This window comes from Xanthomonas sp. F4, from assembly GCF_011761895.1.
In genome coordinates this window covers 11,658-30,240 of record NZ_JAASQX010000010.1, presented here as the reverse complement: position 1 = coordinate 30,240, position 18,583 = coordinate 11,658, and the positions used below count along the sequence as shown (strand labels likewise).

At 67.8% G+C, this 18,583-nt stretch carries 14 protein-coding genes; 7 read left to right on the top strand and 7 right to left on the bottom strand.

The genetic code is table 11. The features are described from left to right. The first annotated feature begins 109 nt into the window (after window positions 1-109). Window positions 110-565, top strand: a complete 456-nt coding sequence (locus tag FHR66_RS20550; RefSeq protein WP_160968513.1) for a hypothetical protein — start codon at window positions 110-112, stop codon at window positions 563-565. 595 nt (window positions 566-1,160) lie between these two features. Further along, a complete protein-coding gene (locus FHR66_RS20545; RefSeq protein ID WP_160968515.1) occupies window positions 1,161-2,423 on the top strand; it encodes an alpha/beta hydrolase in 1,263 nt (420 codons plus the stop codon). A 287-nt stretch (window positions 2,424-2,710) separates the two neighbouring features. Here FHR66_RS20545 and FHR66_RS20540 read toward each other — a convergent pair whose 3' ends face one another. Continuing rightward, window positions 2,711-3,412 carry a DUF2306 domain-containing protein gene (locus FHR66_RS20540; RefSeq protein WP_160968517.1) on the bottom strand — a complete coding sequence of 234 codons (702 nt, stop codon included), beginning with the start codon at window positions 3,410-3,412 and terminating at the stop codon, window positions 2,711-2,713. 341 nt (window positions 3,413-3,753) lie between these two features. Between FHR66_RS20540 and FHR66_RS20535 the strand changes: the two genes are divergently transcribed. The 3 genes from FHR66_RS20535 (at window position 3,754) to FHR66_RS20525 (ending at window position 5,993) form a co-directional block, all read left to right on the top strand. Beyond that, window positions 3,754-3,990 (top strand): hypothetical protein, encoded by a 237-nt coding sequence (locus FHR66_RS20535; protein WP_160968519.1) that lies wholly within the window; start codon window positions 3,754-3,756, stop codon window positions 3,988-3,990. Between the two features lie 192 nt (window positions 3,991-4,182). Continuing rightward, window positions 4,183-5,466, top strand: coding sequence for an AAA family ATPase (locus tag FHR66_RS20530; RefSeq protein ID WP_160968521.1), 1,284 nt, complete (start codon window positions 4,183-4,185; stop codon window positions 5,464-5,466). Further along, on the top strand, window positions 5,463-5,993 hold the full coding sequence (locus FHR66_RS20525) for a hypothetical protein (RefSeq protein ID WP_160968523.1): 531 nt from the start codon (window positions 5,463-5,465) through the stop codon (window positions 5,991-5,993). Before FHR66_RS20530 ends, FHR66_RS20525 begins: the two co-directional genes overlap by 4 nt. Before the next feature lie 44 nt (window positions 5,994-6,037). Here FHR66_RS20525 and FHR66_RS20520 read toward each other — a convergent pair whose 3' ends face one another. Next, a complete protein-coding gene (locus tag FHR66_RS20520) occupies window positions 6,038-6,301 on the bottom strand; it encodes a type II toxin-antitoxin system RelE/ParE family toxin (protein WP_202394863.1) in 264 nt (87 codons plus the stop codon). Window positions 6,302-6,412: 111 nt separating this feature from the next. Next, on the bottom strand, window positions 6,413-6,757 hold the full coding sequence (locus FHR66_RS20515; RefSeq protein ID WP_160968525.1) for a type II toxin-antitoxin system Phd/YefM family antitoxin: 345 nt from the start codon (window positions 6,755-6,757) through the stop codon (window positions 6,413-6,415). 279 nt (window positions 6,758-7,036) lie between these two features. Between FHR66_RS20515 and FHR66_RS20510 the strand changes: the two genes are divergently transcribed. Then, window positions 7,037-7,369: a hypothetical protein gene (locus FHR66_RS20510; RefSeq protein ID WP_160968527.1), complete on the top strand. Its 333-nt coding sequence runs from the start codon at window positions 7,037-7,039 to the stop codon at window positions 7,367-7,369. 227 nt (window positions 7,370-7,596) lie between these two features. On the opposite strand, the gene FHR66_RS20505 is transcribed toward FHR66_RS20510, so the two are convergent. Then, window positions 7,597-8,163, bottom strand: a complete 567-nt coding sequence (locus FHR66_RS20505; protein ID WP_160968529.1) for a TetR/AcrR family transcriptional regulator — start codon at window positions 8,161-8,163, stop codon at window positions 7,597-7,599. A gap of 85 nt (window positions 8,164-8,248) precedes the next feature. Between FHR66_RS20505 and FHR66_RS20500 the strand changes: the two genes are divergently transcribed. Beyond that, a complete protein-coding gene (locus FHR66_RS20500; protein WP_160968531.1) occupies window positions 8,249-8,992 on the top strand; it encodes an SDR family oxidoreductase in 744 nt (247 codons plus the stop codon). Between the two features lie 301 nt (window positions 8,993-9,293). On the opposite strand, the gene recD is transcribed toward FHR66_RS20500, so the two are convergent. Genes recD through recC form a run of 3 tightly spaced genes read right to left on the bottom strand, consistent with a single transcriptional unit; the run spans window position 9,294 to window position 18,570 of the window. Beyond that, window positions 9,294-11,312 (bottom strand): exodeoxyribonuclease V subunit alpha, encoded by a 2,019-nt coding sequence (gene recD / locus FHR66_RS20495; protein ID WP_160968533.1) that lies wholly within the window; start codon window positions 11,310-11,312, stop codon window positions 9,294-9,296. Continuing rightward, a complete protein-coding gene (recB, locus tag FHR66_RS20490) occupies window positions 11,309-15,166 on the bottom strand; it encodes an exodeoxyribonuclease V subunit beta (RefSeq protein ID WP_160968535.1) in 3,858 nt (1,285 codons plus the stop codon). Before recB ends, recD begins: the two co-directional genes overlap by 4 nt. Then, the gene (recC, locus tag FHR66_RS20485) at window positions 15,163-18,570 is read right to left on the bottom strand and encodes an exodeoxyribonuclease V subunit gamma (RefSeq protein WP_160968537.1); all 3,408 of its coding nucleotides are present in this window, start codon (window positions 18,568-18,570) and stop codon (window positions 15,163-15,165) included. The genes recB and recC overlap by 4 nt, the downstream gene beginning before the upstream one ends. Between the last annotated feature and the right edge of the window lie 13 nt (window positions 18,571-18,583).

Genomic DNA, 18,583 nt, shown 5'->3' with positions numbered 1-18,583 from the left:
CGCCGCCGGCACCGTTGCTAGAGTCGGCCCGCGCCGCCGTGGCCGCCTGTCCCCCGCTTTGCAGGGACCGGCCGGCCCGGCGTCTTTCCTCCATTGAAGGAGTCTCGACATGCCCTGGAAATTCCCTCTCGCAACGCTCGCCCTCGCCGCCGTCGCCCTGCCCGCGCTGGCCCAGTCCGACCGACAGGTGGCCGAGGACATGCTGACCCGCTCGGCCAACGTCTGCCCCGGCCACAGCACCGACCGCACCTCACCGACGGTGAAGGCCGTGCCGGTGGGCGCACTGCGGGTGATGCTCGACCGCGGCCTGGTGATGTGCCCCGACCGGCGCCTGGACGCCGCCGCGCCGGCCGTGTTCTACGGCAGGCTCGGCGTATTCGCCTGGAACCCCGAGGTCGCCGCCGGCTCCAGCGTGATCGTCAAGCAGATCGATGCGATGACCCGCAAGGACGAGTACCCGTCCGAAACCCTGGTGTGGGACGCCAAGGGTACGCCGCTGAAGCAGCAAACGGTGCCCGCGTTCGAACCCAAGCCCGGTGCCACCGTGCTGTACCAGGTGCGCTGACCCTGTTCCGCTGGCGCCGTGCAGGGCCAGCAACATCGACCGTAGCCGGCGCGACCCCGCAGGGTCCGCCGGCTTTTTTACGCCACATGTTGCTCGTCGCGACCGCATGGCAACGAACAAGACCCGCTGTGTCGTGCAGGACATCGACCATGTCCTGCTTCTGTCCTGTCACCACCCACTTCGCCCCAGCATCGGACAACGATCGACAAAGCTCAGGCAATTATCTCGTGTCGCGACCCGATTATCTTAAAATCAAGATTATTAACTTCTGAAAAGTCCGCTTCAGAAGCGTAGACAAATGATCGCAACGTGCGTGCAGCCAGCCGAAACAGTCGAATTCGGCTGGATTCCTGCGAAACCATGCGGATGTTTCATCCTTTCCTCGTCGCCACTGTGGCGTAGCGCACGTCGCCGCATCGATGCATCGCTGGGTTTTCCAGCGCGATGTGTCGCGTAATGCCGTCGCGTGCGACGCGAATCAATACCGCAGATAAATATTATCTCCGCGTGTCGCGAAAATAATGCAGGCGACATAGTAGCGTCTGCGACCTCCCCCACCCCCCGGGCGACCGGGATTCAACACGAGGATGTTTCCATGGCCACACAGCGGAATCGGCTGACGCTGCGCGCACTTTCCCTCATCGGCATTGCGGGCGCATTGCTCCCCCTGGCCGCATCGGCGGCGCCAGCGCGCGGCACCGTGCTCAAGAGCAACGTCCTGACCAGCTACACCCGCCAGGCGATCGGCACGCTGCTGGCCAACGCCCAGTCCAGCGACCAGGCCAAGTGCGACGTGCGCGTGGCCGAGTTCACCTACGCCACCATCGGCGTCGATGGCGAACCCACCACCGCCTCGGCGGCGCTGCTGGTGCCGGGCGGCAGCCAGTGCCCCGGTCCGTTCCCGCTGGTGAGCTACAGCCAGGGCACCGAGTCGCAGCGCCGCGCCGAACAAGCCAAGGAAATCCGCGACGACAAGGGCGACGACACCATGGTCACCCACCTCGCCACCCAGGGCTACGTGGTGGTGAGCAGCGACTACCTCGGCATCGGCCAGTCCACCTATGCGTTCCACCCCTACCTCCACGCCGCGTCCGAGGCCAGTGCCACCATCGATGCGATGCGTGCCGCGCGCCAGGTGCTGCAGCGGCTCAACACCCCGCTGTCGGGCAAGGTCATGCTGACCGGCTTCTCGCAGGGCGGGCATGCCGCCATGGCCACCCAGCGCGAGATCGAAGCGCACCTGTCCAACGAGTTCGACCTGGTCGCCAGCGCGCCGATCTCCGGCCCGTATGCGCTCAGCCAGACCTTCCGCGACAGCTGGAGCGGCCGCAACGCCGTGGGCGAGAACACCTTCGGCATCGTCCTGGCCAGTTACGCCATCGTCGGCATGCAGCACACCTACAAGAACCTCTACCTCGACCCGTCGCAGGTGTTCCAGGATCCGTGGGCCAAGCAGGTGGAGAAGCTGTTCCCCGGCAACCAGAGCCTGACCGACCTGGTGCTCGGCGACACCCTGCCCGGCGTGGACAAGATCCGCCAGTACTTCCAGCCCGGCTTCTACAAGGACTTCGCCAGCAACGCCAACGATCCGTTCCTGCGCGACCTGGAGCGCAACGACCTGCTCGACTGGGCGCCGCGCACCCCGACCCTGCTGTGCGGTTCGGACAACGACGCCACCGTGCCGCTGAAGAACGCCACCACCGCCATCGCCGCGTTCAAGGCGCGCGGCAGCAACCAGGCGACCGTGCTCGACCTGGGCAACGGCAAGCCCAGCGACAACAGCGCGGTGGAGCACCTGCTGACCGAAGACGCCTGCGCCGTGGCCGTGCGCCAGCAACTGTTCGACAAGCTTCGCTGAGGTCGCGGCGGACGACAACGCAGGCGCACTCCCTCCCCCGGCGCCTGCGATCGTCCGTCCCGCTGGCTGCCACGCCTGGGCGCAGGCGTGGCAGTGTTTTTTGTGCGGTGCGAGTGCAAAACGATGCCGGCGCTGGCAACGATGATGACCCCGCGTTGTGCGTGGCTGCGCGACAGCGCATGCGCGAGCGGTGGCACAACTGACTCAGATTGGGATGACGGCAGATCGGCATGACGATACCGGGAGCGTCATTCGTAGGCTGGCATGCAATCCGCTGAACTTGGGCGTCATCCCGCGCCGAGGCCGGCTCCTCGCGGCACGATCGACACCTGCTTGCGTCGGCCTCGCGCATCGGCGATCACCCGCCCCACGCCGTACACCGACAAAGGCACCACCCAACTGGCCCACAGCAGCAGCGCGATCAAGCCCGGCGATGGCGTCATGCCCAGGCCGATCGCCGACGGCAACGCCAAGCGGAACACCACCGGCGCCAACGTCGCCAGATAGGCCCGCACCATCCAGCGCTGGTGCCGCAGCACCTGCCCGCGCCAGATCGCCACCAGCCCGACCGACCCGGTGACCAGCCACGCCAGCGCCGTGGCCGCGAATGCCACCCGGATCGAAGGCGGCGCCGGCGAGGTCGCGATCAGCCCCACCACTCCGATCATCGCCACCACCATCCCCGCGAAGTACACCCGGCCCACCCAACGATGCAGTTGCGGCCAGCGCCGCCACCGCTGCGTCGCGAACTGCAGCGCCCCCAGCAACAAGCCGACCGCCCCGCCACCCAGATGGCACCACAGCCACCCGCGGCGGGTCATGAACATCGCATAGGCCGGCGACTGCAGCGACGCGTACTTCAGATACACCGAGTGCACGAACTCCGCGGCGAACAGGGCCAGGGCGAGCCAGAGCAGCCACCAGGCCAAGCCCACGATTGGCGTAGTGCGTGGTGCCGCAATGTGGCGGCGCGTCGGCTCGCTGTTCATTCCCTGCTCCAGGCTGTGCCGGACCCTCTCGGCAGCGCGACGCTAGCATGGAAGTCTCGGCGCCACGGAAGGCGGCGACGGGCGGCAGACATGGGGTGTCCGGCAGCGCTATGGCGCACGGCGCTTCGCCTATCGGCGCAGGCGATCCGGCTACCGGTCGCGACGCCACCACTAGGCCTTAAATGCGGATTGTGTCTCGCCTTGTAGACGACACGGTTAACAGTACAGACATCCGCCGCGCGCAGGTCTATGGTCGATCAGGGGACGGGGGTCGCATGGGACGCAGACAGGGGAAAACCGGATTCGACGCGCTGGCGGCGTTGGCGTGACCAGTGGGAGTCATGGCCGGCATCGCCGGCTTTTTCGCCTTGCGCGACGGCATCCCCTGGTGGTTCTCCTGCCATGATGGTGTGCGGTCGCAAGCCATCGCACAGCAATCGGAAGACGCATTCGCTCAACTGGCGTGCATTCTGTTGCTTTGCTGGGCGGCAGCGCTCGCCTCGTTCCTCAAAGAATCTTATCGCCTGCACTTGGCTAATACCGACACCAGCTTTTTGGCGGGCGTATCTGCTGCGTGAATTCAACAAAAGAGGAATTAGCGTCCCACGAAGTTGGACTATGCTGTTACGTTCCGCCATAACCTATTTTTTGTTTTAATTTTAAATTTCGGATTCTAGATAGCCAACTTGGTGATAAATAATTATTTATAACTTGGGTTTTACACACCAAAATTTATAACTTAATTTCAGTCTGCCGTGAGGAAAAGCCATATGCAAAGGCTAACCGTAAAAGATTTTTCATGCATAAAATCAGCAAACTTAGAAATCGCACCATTGACATTGATAATAGGTCCCCAGGCTAGTGGCAAAAGTGTAATATCAAAACTTATTTACTTCTTTACATCGATCATCTCTGATTATGATCAAACGGCCATAGAAGACAAGCTAAATCTAGATGCCTTAGTAAAAAGAGTAAGTAATACCTTTTACGAGTGGTTTCCTCCCTCAGCCTGGGGCGCTAAAAGATTTGCCATTAAATTTAGCTTGGGGCGGTTCGAAGTTGAGGTAAAACGAATCGCAAAGTCCGATAGAATTCGGATTATATTTTGCGATGAATTCTCACGCTTCTATACTGCTTCTCATGAACAGTACGCAACTGCATTGCAAAAAGCTGAGACCAAGACGCAGAAAGAACTTGATCTGTTCGAGTATGAGGTGCAGTGGCAACTCAAAAGCATTGCCACAACCAATCTAAGAAAATGGATTGGACCGGCCTTAATAAACAGCCAACTGTTTATCCCGGCAGGCAGATCTTTTTTTACAAGTATAGGTCGGGCGTTAGTCGCTTTTGAACATAGCGGTATCTTAGATCCACTTACGCTCCAGTTTGGTCGCAGGTTTTCTGCGCTACGAGAGCGGCAGCTTCGTAGATTTCCTAACGATCAAGCTGGGTCATTGACCAGTGCTATTTTTTCAGAAATTCTCGGTGGCCAATTAAAAAATGAAGCAGGAAAGGACTACATTGAAACTAGTGACGGCCGCCTCATACCTTTCTCAGCTTTATCGTCAGGGCAACAGGAACTTCTGCCTCTTGCCGTTATGATTCGCTCCATGCTAATGACTGGACCAAGAGCAAGGGTTACGGAAAATATTTCGCGCAGGACAATATATATAGAAGAACCTGAAGCTCACCTTTTCCCAAGAGCGCAGAATAGATTAGTTGAGATACTGGCGACCTTAGTTGCTAGGCGTCGAGAAAACAATCTGCTTTTGACAACACACAGCCCTTATGTCTTGGCAAAATTCAACAATCTAATTAAAGCAGGAGATATAGCTCGCCCTTCAAAAAATGGTGCTGATGTTGAGGTCGCAAAAATAATTCCCTCAACATCTTGGCTTAATTCAAAATCAGTCAATTCATACGCAATTGTAGATGGAATAATTGTTAATATTATGGATGACTCAGGACTAATTGCTGCAGATTATTTGGATGATGTATCTGGTGACATTGCTAAAGAGTTTTCACAGCTTCTTCGAATAGAGGTCAGCCGATGAATCAACGTAAGAATCCGGCCAAAGCAAATCGAATGAGCCAGAGTAGAAAAGGGAAACCATCGGCGGGCAATAGTCGCTTGGACAAACACTGTGAAAAAGTAAGCAACCCTAGAATAAAACTCATTGACAAAGGCAGTTCAAGGCAGGCAATCATCCTTAATCCGACACGCGCAAATCACTTAAAAAGGCGCATGGATGGCGGATATATAAAAAACTCTACTGCGGCGGATTGGATGCTATCCAAGTCGGGAACAGGAGACATATTTCTGGAGCTTAAAGGTTGCGATGTAACGCGAGCAATTGAACAAATAATAGCAACAGCTGAGTTCGCACTACTAAATAATCTTATCTCCGGTAAAGTTGGCGCTCTAGTTCTATGCACAGAGCACCCAGGATTCAACACAAAAATGCAAAGAACAATGCAGGAATTTTCAAAGAAGTTTAGGGGGCCAGTTCATGCCCGCAGTAGAAGCGGAGAATTTGTTTTTGAGCATATTCTTAGTTTTAATGGCCCTGAGAAGCTTTAATAGCTAATTTTAGCGAAACAGGCGGCGGAGCGCTATTTGTATCCTTATGCACGAATCCACAACCCAACGGAATCGAACGAAAGCTGCCGATGGTGGCGAATGGAGAGCAGATACACGATGGCGGATGCTTCTATCGCCGCGTACAGCATCAAGTAGTCGCCGTGCAGGTAGATGCGCAACGCATCCGGTGCTCCCGCCGGCAATGCGGCCAGTTGCGCCAGCGCCTCGGCCGATTGCGGCGGAGTGTCCAGGTAGGGCCGGCCGATGCGGGGGAAGCGCCGCAGGTTAGGGACCACGGTCGCCCGCAATTCGGCGAGCAGGTCACCGAAGGCCGCAGCGGCATCGGCGTCCAGCAGGAGCGCTTATATCGCGTCGAGGCTCGCGAGGAAGCTCTCCGTCAATTCGACGCGATGCGATGGTCAACCCCGCTTCTTGGCCGCGCGCTTGCCTGGGCTCACCCCGTCGGGTGTCTTGATCGCAGCGCGCCGCTGCTGCAGTTGATCGATAGCGGCATCGGCGTCGACCGTGCGGCCGGCGGCGATGTCGGCCAAGCCGCGCTTCGCATCGTCGAGCAACAGCAGGTGGATGCGCTCGCGCTCGAGCCGGTGATAGTAGTCCAGCCGGTCGGCGTCGATCAGCGCGACGTAGCTCTTGCCGTTCTTGGTGATGATCTTCTCGGCGCCGGCCTTCGCCTGGTCGGCCAGTTCGGAGAGATTGGCCCGCGCCAGAGTGAAAGGCACCACGTCGTTGACGGAAAAGCCCATGGTCGGCTCCTTTCACTATTGATTACAGCATTCTGTACAGGCTATCGCCTGCATGGTGTTGCTGCCAGCGCACACGGAAGCGCATCCGGGCGAGGCCCAATGTTTGGCATGGCGATGGACATGGCCGCACCAACGCGGGTCGCGCGCCCCTCCTGAGCGCTTCGGGCGCTCCAGCCCGCCGACCGGATTTCTGCGGCTCCATCCTTTCCCGGAATCTTGACCTCCCATACATCAAGCCCGCCGCATCCTCGCCCCGATTCCAACACCGGAGGCGGGGACATGACGAAGTGGATGGGGGTGGCACTGGCCGCGGCGATGCTGGTGAGCGGCTGCGCCAGGGTGGAGGGCGAGAAGTTCGTCGGCCACTGGGTCAACGTGGAGTCGAAGGACGACACGATGGACATCGAACGCAACGGGGAGTCGTTCATGGTGCGCAACACCACGCCGCGCTTCTTCAGCCGCAAGCCCAAGACCGAGAGCTACCCGGCCATCTACAAGGACGGCGTGCTGCAGGTGACCAACGACGGCGAGACGGTGAACTTCGCCATCGACGAGGCCGATGGGCACCTCAACACCGGCAGCGACGAGTACCAGCGGGTGCCGGCCAAGTAAACGCGTCACCGGCGTGCGTCGTCCCGGATGACGCTACGCCCACCGTGAGATCCGCACTGCGTGCTGCGCCAGCGCGGCGCGCAGCGTCGTCTTGCTTGCCACTCGGGGCAGCGTCTGACGCGCACGAGCGCGGATCTCTGAGGTTCTTGCCGCTTGCGGATGGACCTCACGCATCACACCGGTGGCACCGCTGGGGCCCTGCCTACACGCCGCGGCGTCACAACCGGCTAGGCGCGCGGCGCGGGCGCGGCGATGCCGTCGACGAACAGCCCGATCAGGTGCGCGATGCGCGTCTTCGGCGAGCCGAGCTGCTCGGTGGCCAGCGAGGTCGCGGTGGCAACGACCACGAGATCGTCGAAGGAAACGTCGCGCCGGACGACGCCGGTCTTCTGCGCGCGCCGCAATAGCTGATGCCCTTCCTTGCTGACAGCCTCGCAGCCCGGCGTGCCGCTCTGCAGTACCGCGCCGAGCGAGGCGGCAAGCCCGCGGTAGACGCCGGTATGCAGCGCCAACTCCTCGAGATACGCGCGCAGCGCGGCCAGCGCATCGAGCGTGCCAGCGCGCGCGTGGCTGGCCGCGGCGAGCGACAGGAAGCGTCCGCTGTAGGCCGCGGCGAACAAGGACTCGCGCGTGGGGAAGCGCCGATAGAGCGTGCCGATGCCCACGCCGGCGCGCTTGGCGACGTCCTCCATCGACGCCTCGGCGCCGCGCTCCAGGAACACTTCCTCCGCCGCCGCGAGCAGGCGTTCGCGGTTTCGCTGGGCATCGGCGCGCAGGGGGGTGTCGGCGGTCAACGGGGCTTTCCGGCGTGGCTTGTGGAAACGGAGGCTACCTCCGTATAGTAAGTGGAGCAATCCTCCACTTATCAAAGGAAGCGAGATGGACAAGCGATTCGAGGGCAAGGTGGTCGCGATCACCGGCGGCACCGACGGCATCGGCCTGGTGACGGCGAAGGCGTTTTCGCGGGAAGGCGCGCAGGTCTACATCACCGGGCGCCGGCAGGACCGGCTGGACGCCGCCGTGGCGGAGATCGGCGGCGGCGCAGTCGGCGTGCAGGGCGATGTCGGCGTTCCCGAGGACATGGCTCGGCTCTATGCGCGCATCCAGCAGGGCCATGGCCGGCTGGATGTCGTCTTCGCCAACGCGGGCGTGTCCGAGTCGGCTGCGCTTGGCGAGATCGACGTCGCGCACCTGGAGCGCCTGCTGGCGACCAACATCAAGGGCACGGTCTTCACCGTGCAGAAGGCGCTGCCGCTGATGACGACCGGCGGCGCGGTGATCCTGGCGGGCTCGGTGGCCGGCAGCAAGGGAATCGGCGCGCTCTCGGTGTACAGCGCGACGAAGGCGGCCATCCGCTCCTTCGCGCGCACCTGGACGACCGACCTGAAAAGCCGCGGCATCCGGGTGAACGTGGTGTCGCCCGGCATGGTCCACACACCGGCCATGCAGACCTACCTGGAAGCGAATGCAGAGGCCGAGGCGGCGTTCAAGCAGATGATCCCGTTCGGCCGTCTCGGCGACGCGGAGGAGATCGCCGAGGCGGTGTTGTTCCTGGCTTCGGACGCGTCCAGCTTCATCGCGGGGCACGAACTGTTCATCGATGGTGGGGTCATGGCGATCTAGGCCTGCATACGAGCGCGTGGTGGTCGGCGAGAACGCGCGCCCGCTCCATCGCTCGCGCGTGGCGGTTGTCGACATTCTCGCCATCGTGCGTGGCGCGCGTGGCATGGCATGGATGCCTGCGCGCGGTGAGGGTCGGCCAAGCCGACAGCGTCACGGACGATCAAGCCAGAGATCTGCGCGCGCGCTTCGGTGCTGGCTCTTGTTCAGTGTGGCGCGCGGGCCGCACAGCGCGTGATAAGCGGGCGTTTCAAAGACGTCCGCTGCAACCAGACCAAGCGCGCGTTGCAACGCGCCGGAGCAGTCAGAACAACGAGCCCTGCCTGGGGACTGGCTCGCCCTTCGCCGGAGGCGTTGTCGGCGGTGGTGGTGCCGGATCGACACTTGGCTCCACCCATCCCAACCGCCACGCCAATCCCGAGATCCGCGCCGCATGCCGCGCCAGCGCGGCGCGCAGCACCGCTTCGCTGGCGGCGATGTGCAGCGCGCGGCGGGCGCGGGTGATGCCGGTGTAGACCAGTTCGCGGCTGAGCACGCGGGCGTCGCAGGTCGGCAGTTGCAGCCAGACTTCGTCGAATTCGCTGCCCTGGGCCTTGTGCACGGTCATGGCGAAGGCGCTCTCGTGCGCAGGCAGCGCCGCCGGGTGGAAGCCGCGGACCTGGCCGTCGCCGGCACCGTCGAACCAGGCGACCAGGGTGCCCTGCGCGTCGCGCAGGCAGATGCCGACGTCGCCGTTGAACAGGCCGTGGCGGTAGCTGTTCTCGGTGATCAGCAGCAGGCGGCCTTGGAACCAGGGCGCGGCAGCGCCGAGACGGCGCGCGCCGCTGGCGGTCTCGGCCAGCAATTGCTCGATACGTGCGTTGAGCCCGCGCGCGCCCTGCGGGCCGGCGCGCACCGCGGTGAGCAGGCGCAGGCGCGCAGCGGCGCGCAGGGCCTGGGCCGGATCGTCGGCATCGCCAAGGGCGCGCCAGTGCGCGAGCAGGGCGTCGCCGCCGGCGGCGAGCGGATCGTCGACGCCGTCGTGGAAGTGCACGCCGGCGAGCTGGCCGTCGCGCAGCAGGCGCAGGGCGCCGTCGGCATCGCCGCTGCGCACCGCGTCGGCCAGCGGCGCCAGGGCGAAGTCCTGGGCCTGACGGTAGCCGCGCAGCAGGTGCACGCGGTGCCCGGCCAGGCCGCCGTGGTCGTGCTGCGCGACCGCGCTGTCGCCGAGCAGCGGCTGCAGCGCCTGTGCGTCGTCGGCCTGCAGCGCGTCGCCGTGGCCGGCCGCCTGCAGGATCGCGGCGAGCACGTCGCCGGCTTCCACCGAGGGCAACTGGTCGGCATCGCCGAGCAGGATCAGTTGCGCGCCGTCGGCCACGGCTTCGACCAGCTTGCACATCAGCGGCAGGTCGACCATGGAGGCTTCGTCGATCACGATCAGGTCGAACGGCAGCGGGTTGTCGGCGTCGTGGCGGAAGCGCGGCAGGTCGGGGATGACGCCGAGCAAGCGATGCAGGGTGCTGGCGCCGGCCGGCAGTGCTTCGGCCAGGGCCGGGTCGACGCCGTCGGCGAGTGCACGCGCCACCGCGGCGCGCAGGCTCTCGGCCATGCGTTCGGCGGCGCGGCCGGTGGGCGCGGCCAGCGCGATACGCGGCGGCGGCAGGCCGGTGGCACGGGCCTGGGCGATACGCAGCAGCAGCAGGCGGGCGATGGTGGTGGTCTTGCCGGTGCCGGGGCCGCCGGTGACCAGCAGCAGGGCGCGGCGCAGGGCGAGGGAGGCGGCTTGGGCTTGGCGGTCGGGTTGGCGATCGCCCGCTGATTGGGGATCGCCAGCGGTCGTACCCTCATCCGCCCTGCGGGCACCCTCTCCCGGGGGGAGAGGGAAGAGCTGGGCGAACAGCGGTGCGAGGGCCGACAGGTCGCTGTGTGGCAGCGGCTGCGTGGCCAAGCGGCGCAGGCCTTGGGCCAGGCGTCGCTCGTACTCGCGGTAGCGGCGCAGGTAGAGCAGGCCGTGTTCCAGCACCAGCGGGCAATCGGCGCTGGCGGCGTCCTCGGCAGCGGGTTGCGCGACCCAGCGCGAGGCGGCCAGGGCGCGGCGCCAGTCGTCCGCGGTGGGCAGCGTGGGGGCGGCGCCGTCGCGGCTGTCGAGCAGGAGGCTGGCGTGTGCCGGGTCCAGGCCGGCGTGGCCACTGGCGACTGCCAGCGAGGCCAGGGCGGCGCCGGCGAGGACCAGGTCGGACGTGTCCGGGTCGAGGCGGCTCAGGCTGTGCGCGAAGGCGTGGTCCAGCGTGCGCAGGGCGCCGTGGCGGTAGAGGGCGGTGAGGAGAGGGCTGGGTTGACTCACGGGGTGTGGGCTCCGTGGGCGGACGGACCCTCACCCCAACCCCTCTCCCGGGAGGAGAGGGGCTCGAGCGGGGCGCCGGCGAAGAGGGCGTCGACGCCTTCGATCAGGTCCGGGTCGAAACGCCAGGCGTGCACGCCTGGCGACGGGTCGCGTGCGGCATCGAGGCCGCGGCAGAACAGGTAGCGCACGCCGCCGAAGTCGCGGGCGTAGTCGTAGCCCTCGCCCAGGCGGAAACGCAGCCAGCGGTGCAGCGCCACGGTGTAGATCAGCGCCTGCAGGGTGTATTCGCTGTGCGCCATCGCCCGCGCCAGTGCGTCGGGATCGTAGGCCGGCAACCGGTTGGACTTGTAGTCGAGCACGTACCAGCGACCGTCGTGCTGGTAGGTGAGGTCGATCAGGCCGGTCATCAGCCCCTCCAGGCGCTGCCGCGCGCCGAACGCCTGGCGCTCGCCGGCCACGCCGAAGCGGTGCAGCAGCGCCAGCAGCGCATCGACCCGGGTCGGGCGCATGGCGAAGTGGAATTCCATTTCGTTGCGCCGCTGCTCCCCCGGCACCGCGGCCAGGCAGGTGCCTTCGGGCAGCGCGACGGTGAGGGTATTGCCGACCAGGGCGGTGAGCATGGCGGTGCCGTCTTCCAGCTCGTCCTCGGCATAGCCGCCGCGCTGCAGCGCCTCGACGATGGCGGTGGTCTGCCCCCCCGGCGCCGGCTGGCCCGGCCGCCAGCCGCGCCAGGCGGCGAAGTCGCAGCGCTCGAACACGTCGTGCATGGCCACGCCGAAGCGGTTGCCGACGAAGCGGCGGTCGACCATGTCCACTTCCACCGCGGCGTTGACCGGCTCGCTGGTGGCGGGTTCGTCGCTGCCGCCGCTGCTGGGCACGGTGGCGCTGGCCATCGGGTCGCTGCCGGCGTCGGCATTGGCCAACTGGGTGAAGCTGTACACCCACCACTCCGGCAGCACGCGCCGCTGCGGCACGCGGGCCGGCGGCACCGGCGGCGCCGGCTCGGGTGGCAGCCGCGGCAGTTGTGCCGGCGGCGGCGTGGTGTCGAGGGCGATGGCGCCTGGGCCGGCGGCGGCCTGCAAAGCGTCGAGGTCGCGCAGCATCGGTGCCAGCGCAGTGCGTTCGTGCTGCGGGAAGGCGCCGGTGGCGATCCACAGCGCGTGTTCGGCACGGGTGAGGCCGACGTAGAGGAGGCGCGCGTCCTCGGCGCGCTGTTCCTGTTTCCACGCGGCTTCGGCGGTGTCCCAGGCCGGGTCGGATTCGCCGCCGCTGCGGCCGGTGTTCCACTGCAACTGGCGCCCGCCCTGCGGCGCCGGCACCACGCAATGGCGTCCGGGGCTGCGCTCGCTGCGGCCGATGCCGGCGTACGGCAGGAACACCAGCGGATACTCCAGGCCCTTGCTCTTGTGCAGGGTGACGATCTGCACGCGGCGCGCGTCCGACTCCAGGCGCAGCTGCTGCGCTTCGTCGCTGTCGTCGGCATTGGCGATACGCCGCGCCAGCCAGTCGACCAGGCCATGCGGACCGAGCGCGCGGGTGTCGGCTTCCTGCAGCAGTTCGGCCAGCTGCAGGTAGTTGGTGAGGCGGCGCTCGCCGTCGACCAGCGCCAGCAGGCGCTGCCCGTGCGCGGCGCCGAGGTCGCCGATCAGCGCCAGCGGGCCGCCGCGCTGCCAGCGCTCGCGCCAGTCCAGCGCCTGTTGCTGCCAGCGGCGATGACGCTCGCCGTCGTGGTCGAGCGCGGCGATGGCCGCGGCGTCCTCGCCGATCAGCACGGTGGCCAGCGCCGCGCGCAGGCGGCCGTCGTCGCCGGGGTCGAGCAGTGCCTGCAGCAGCGCCAGCAGTTCCAGTGCCTCCTCGGTGGCGAACAGGCTGCGCCGCCCGGCGGCGACCGCGGGAATGCCGGCCACGGCCAGCGCCTGCTGGATGCGCGTGGCCTCGCCGTGACTGCGCACCAGCACGGCGATGTCGCCGGCCTGTACGGGACGGCCGAGCAAGCTGGCGCTGCCGTCGCGCGCCTCGGCCAGCCAGCCGCGGATGGCCGCCACGCAGGCGGCGGTGCACAGCTCGCGGGCGCGGCCGGCGCTCCATGGCTTGGACTTGCCCGGCTTGGCGGTGGCCGGCGGCGGCGGCTCCGGCGCGCGCCACACGGTCAGCGCCGGGGCCGGCACGCCGCCGCGTTGCAGGTCGGCATCGACGCGCTTGCTGCCCGGCTGCACCGGGTGGAAGGCGATGCCGTCGGTGAGGAAGGCCTCGGCGTAGCCGGCCTGCGCGTACAGCACGTCGATCGCCGCCAGCAGCGCCGGGCGCGAGCGGAAGTTGTGCGCCAGCGGCGGCGCGCGTTCGGCGTCCGCGGCGGCGGCCAGGTAGGTGCGCACGTCGCCGCCGCGGAAGCCGTAGATGGCCTGCTTGGGATCGCCGATCAGCGCCAGCAGCGGTGGCGTGTCGTCCGGCGCGAGCAGCGATGGCGCGATCACATCGCCCTGCGCTGCAGCGGGGCCGGCCGTCTCCGGGGCGAACACCTTGCGGAAGATCGTCCACTGGCGGTCGTCTGTGTCCTGGAACTCGTCGACCAGGGCGACCGCGTACTGCGCGCGCAGGCGCTGCGCCAGTGCATCGCCGTGCGGGCCTTCCAGCGCGCGCGCCACGCCCTCGACCAGATCGTCGTAGGTCTGCACGCGGCGCTGGCGCTTGAGATAGGCCAGCCGCTCGGCCGCGTCGGCACGCAGCGCGTGCAGCAGGCAGATGCGGCGTTGCGTGCGCCATTGCGCCAGCTGCGCCAACGCGGCCAGGTAGCCGTCGATGGCATGACCCAACGGCGAGGCCGGGGTGCGCTCGGCGTGCTTCTTGTTGGTGCCGGCGGCCAGCTCGGCGGCGGTGAGCTTGACCAGCTTCGGGTGCGGCGGCGCGTCCGGCGCCGGCGCCGCGGCGAACGCGTCAAGCCAGTGCCACAGCGCGGTCAACCAGTCGGGCTTGTAGCTGACCTTGCTCAGCACGCCGGCCTCGATCGCTGCGGCGATCGCCTCGAAACAAGCGGTGCCGTGTTCGCGAAACGCTTCGGCCAGCGCCGCGCCGGCGCGCTGCACGGCCTGCTGCAGCATGGCGCCGTCTTCGGCGGCGAAGACCGGCGCGGCCGGCAGCAGGGTCGGATGCCGCACCAGTTCGCGCAGATCGATGGCCATGCCGTCCGGCCCGCCCGGCCACAGCGCCACCAGGTCCTCGGCCATCGCCGCATCGGCGGCGCGTTGCCGCCACAGGTCGGCGGCGACGTCGCGCAGCAGTTCGCGGTCGTCGGTGAGCAGTTGCGGTGCGGCGAAGGCCTGGCCGCTTTCCAGCGCGTGCTCGCGCAGCACGCGCGCGCAGAAGCCGTGGATGGTGAAGATCGCGGCGAGGTCGATGTCCTCGGCGGCCTGCTGCAGGCGGCGGCGCAGGGCGGCCGGGGTTTCGGTGCCGGTCGCCAGGTGCGCGCCCAGGATGGCGCGGGTCAACGCGACATCGGGCGGGTCTTGGTGCGAGCGCGACGGGTCGTCCGCGCGTTCGGTCGCGGCCGATCCCGAACCGGGGACCAGCGCCGCTCCTACCGCGTCACGATCCGTGTCCGACCCAGTTCCGGCCGTCGGCACCAGCGTCGCCGCGAGCGCCAGGCGCTCGCGGATGCGCCGGCGCAGCTCCTGGGTGGCGGCCTCGGTGAAGGTGACGGCGAGGATCTGGCCCAGGCGCAGGCCGCGCTCGACCACCAGGCGGGTGAACAGGGTCGCCAGGGTGAAGGTCTTGCCGGTGCCGGCGCTGGCCTCGATCAGGCGCACGCCGTGCAGCGGCAGCTGCAGGTAGGGGTCGCGGTCGGGCGCGGCGCTCATTCGGCGTCCTCCTGCAAGCCGCGCCAGCGCTGCCAGCTTTCGCTCAGCCGTTCGGGATCGAGCGCAGGGCCGGCGTCGCCCTGTTCGAGCAGGCCGAACACGCGCTGGCTAGTGGCGGCGAAGTCGGCGAAGCGCTGCGCGTCGGCGAACGGGTCGCGGCCACGGCCGACCAGGCGCAGTTCCGGGCTGTCCGCCTCGCTCCAGCCGAAGCCGGCCTGCCACTGCGCGGCGGCGTCCTTGATCGCCTTGTCCAGATCGCCGGCGCGCGCGGCCTGGTAGTACTTCCAACTGCTGTACGGCGCGAACGCCAGCGGCGCCTGGCGGCCGTGCCGATACAGCTCCAGCAGTTCGGCCAGCGCTCGCTGCGCTTGCGCGGTGGCCAGTGGTTCGCGGTCCATGGGATGCGGGCCGAGGCCGTCGTCGTGATCGAAGAAACGCACGTAGGGCACCGCTTCGCCGGCGGCGCGCAGCAGCAGCCATTCCAGGCCATGGCGAATCGCGCTGCGCCCGCTCAAGGCGCCCACTTGCACGCGCGCCACGCCAGGCGCGTACCAGCCGGGAAGGCGGCCATGCAGCGCGGTGCCGTCGAGGTCCACCTGCAGCCGCGGCGCCAGCGGTGCGGCGTCGCCTCCGCGCCACTGCCGGAACGCCTCGGCGTAGGGGCGCAACTGGCGCACGCGCTCGTCGAGCTGGCGCCGGCCCAGCGGCCCGGACGGCAGCAGCGCGCGGGCGCGCAGGCGCTCGTACAGGGCGTCGGTGTCCTCGCGCAGCACCGCCTCGAACACCTGCTGCTGCAGGCCGTACTGGTCGAGCCCGCGGCTGGCTGCCAGCAGCGGTTCCAGGTCGCTGTCGGCCTGTGCCGGATCGGGCAGGCGCAGGCCCAGGCGCTGGCGCAGGAACTGCCCGGCCGGATCGACCAGCAACCGGCGCAGGTCGTCGATGGACAACTGCGCCGGCGGCGCGTCGTCGGCCGCGGCCGGCAGCGCGTCGATCCACGGCGCCAGCGGCTGGCGCTGGCCGACCAGGCTGTCCACCGCCGGCCGCCACTGCCGGCGGTAGCTGAAACGGCGCGGGTCGGCATCCTCGGCACCGGTGGCGCCGAACGCGGCGGCGGCGAACGGCTGCAGCGGATGCCGTACCACCAGCGCCGCGGCCGCGGCCGGGTCGGCGTGGTACTGCGCGGCGCAGGCCAGCAGTTCGCCGACCAGCGGCGAGGGTTCGCGCACGCTGCCGTCGCGCGCATCGGCGCCCAGGTAGCTCAGGTAGAACACTTCCTGCGCCGAGGCGAACAGCTGCAGGAACAGGAAGCGGTCGTCCTCGCGGGTGGAGCGGTCGCCGTGGCGGCGGCGCGTGGTGCCCAGTTCGGCGGTGAGGCGGTTGAGCCCGGCGGCCGGATCGCGGCGCGGGAAATCGCCGTCGTTCATGCCCAGCAGGCAGATGACCCGGAACGGCAGCAGCCGCATCGGCACCATGCGGCCGAAGCTGATGCCGCCGGTGAGCAGCGGCGCGCGCGTGTCCGATTCGCCCAGCACCGCGGCGAAGTGCGCGCGCACCACCTCGGCCGGCACCGCGTCGGCGTAGTCGGCGCGGGCGGCGTCGCGCGCGAACTGGTCGATCAGCGCGCGCAACCGTTCCAGCGCGCGCTGCTGGCGCGGCGCCGACGGGCTCTGCGGCAACAAGGCCTCGAGCAGCCCCAGCAGCACTTCGCGCCACTGCGCCGGCGGCATCGGCTCGGCCAGCGCGGCCTGGTGGCGGTCGAGCACGCGCAACAGACGCAGCAGCGTGTCCAGCGCGGCCAGCGCGCTGCCTTCCAGCTGCGGCCACGGCGCCACGCCGTCGATGTCGTCCTCGGCGCCGCTGGCGTGGCCGAGCAGCAGCCGGTCCAGGGCGAAGCGCCAGGTGTAGGCGTCGTCGGCCGGCGCCTGGTGACGCTGCCGGTGCGCCGCGTCCAGGCCCCAGCGCGCGCCGGCGGCGTGCAGCCAGCCGCGCAGGCGTTCCAGCCCGGCCTCGTCCAGGCCGGCGGCCTCGGCGATCGGCGCACTGGCGAGCAGGTCCAGGATCTCGTGCAGGCCGAACCGCGCGATCGGCAGGCCGAGCAGCGCCAGGAACACCTCGGCCAGCGGCTCGCTGGCCAGCGGGCTGGCGTCGGCCAGCGCATAGGGCAAGGGGTCGTCGCCGCCATGGCTGCCGAACACCGCATCCAGATACGGCACGTAGGGGTCGATGTCCGGCGACAGCACCGCGATCTCGCGCGGCTGCAGCGGCGGCTCGAAGCGCGGGTCGTCCAGCAGCGCGCGCAGCTGGTCGTGCAGCACCTGCAGTTCGCGCAGGCGGGTGTGGCAGGCGTGCACCTGCAGGCTGGGATCGTGCGGATCCACCGCGGCCAGCGGCGCCGGCCGGGCCGGCGCGCGGCGATGGAACAGGTCGCTCTGCATGCGCCGCAGCAGGCTGTCGCCGAGGCCACCGTCGGCCAGCGCGCGCCGGCCCGATTCCAGCGGATCGGCATAGACCGCGATCTCGGCCAGCGGATGCACCACCTCGTAGTCGCCGATCAGCGCCATGAAGTCGCGCCCGGCCGCGCCCCAGGCCTGCAGCAGCGGATTCTCCTGCACTTGGTCGGCGAACAGGTCCACCGCTCCGCCCTCGCGGCGGCGCTGCCACAGCGTCTGCAGGTCGCCCCAGTAGCCCTGGGCCGGGGTCGGCAGGTAGAAGTGCAGCGTGCCGGCGCGCGCCTGCGTGGCCAGCACGCGCAGCACGTCCGGGGAGATATTGAGCACGGCGAAAGCGAACAGCCGCCGCGGCAGGCCCTGCGGCAACGGCCCATCCCGGCGCGCGTAGCGGTCCAGGTACTGGCCGATGCGCCGCGCGCGGTAGGCGCGGCCACTGGCGATGCGCCGCCACAGCCGTGCCTGCGGATCGTCCGGGTCGGCGCCGCCTTCCCAGCGCAGCAGCCAGTCGCGGCGCCAGGCCTGGTACTTCTCGAACACGTTGCTCAGCTCGCCGGCCAGGCTCCACGGCTTGAGCGCATCGCCATCGGCCAGATAGCCGGCCAGCGGCGCCAGCGCGGCATCGGTGCCCAGGTCGCCCTGCAGCGCGGCATACAGGCGCCAGTGCATGGTCGCCATGTCCAGGTCGTCGGCCGCCGCGCCGAGATTGCGCTCCAGCGCGCGCGCGACGAATTCGCCGGGGGTGAGGAATTCCAGGTTCGCCGCCACCCCGTGCACCGCGGCCAGGGTCGACTGCAGCCAGCGCCGCATCGCCACCTGCGGGATCAGCACCACCTCCGGCGCCAGCAAGGGCTGCTCCGGCGGCGGCCGGCGCAGTTCTTCGGCAAGCAGGGCGGCCAGGGTATCCAGCGCGTTGGACGGATACAGCCGGAAATCGGGCGCGGACGGGGCAGGCATGTGCCGGGCATTG

What these genes read in the sequence shown, in the direction of transcription:
- FHR66_RS20530 (WP_160968521.1), top strand. Translation starts at nt 4,183, where the DNA reads ATGCAAAGGCTAACCGTAAAAGATTTTTCATGCATAAAATCAGCAAAC.
- recC (WP_160968537.1), bottom strand. Translation starts at nt 18,570, where the DNA reads ATGCCTGCCCCGTCCGCGCCCGATTTCCGGCTGTATCCGTCCAACGCG.
- recB (WP_160968535.1), bottom strand. Translation starts at nt 15,166, where the DNA reads ATGAGCGCCGCGCCCGACCGCGACCCCTACCTGCAGCTGCCGCTGCAC.
- FHR66_RS20550 (WP_160968513.1), top strand. Translation starts at nt 110, where the DNA reads ATGCCCTGGAAATTCCCTCTCGCAACGCTCGCCCTCGCCGCCGTCGCC.
- FHR66_RS20545 (WP_160968515.1), top strand. Translation starts at nt 1,161, where the DNA reads ATGGCCACACAGCGGAATCGGCTGACGCTGCGCGCACTTTCCCTCATC.
- FHR66_RS20525 (WP_160968523.1), top strand. Translation starts at nt 5,463, where the DNA reads ATGAATCAACGTAAGAATCCGGCCAAAGCAAATCGAATGAGCCAGAGT.
- FHR66_RS20535 (WP_160968519.1), top strand. Translation starts at nt 3,754, where the DNA reads ATGGCCGGCATCGCCGGCTTTTTCGCCTTGCGCGACGGCATCCCCTGG.
- FHR66_RS20510 (WP_160968527.1), top strand. Translation starts at nt 7,037, where the DNA reads ATGACGAAGTGGATGGGGGTGGCACTGGCCGCGGCGATGCTGGTGAGC.
- FHR66_RS20540 (WP_160968517.1), bottom strand. Translation starts at nt 3,412, where the DNA reads ATGAACAGCGAGCCGACGCGCCGCCACATTGCGGCACCACGCACTACG.
- FHR66_RS20515 (WP_160968525.1), bottom strand. Translation starts at nt 6,757, where the DNA reads ATGGGCTTTTCCGTCAACGACGTGGTGCCTTTCACTCTGGCGCGGGCC.
- FHR66_RS20500 (WP_160968531.1), top strand. Translation starts at nt 8,249, where the DNA reads ATGGACAAGCGATTCGAGGGCAAGGTGGTCGCGATCACCGGCGGCACC.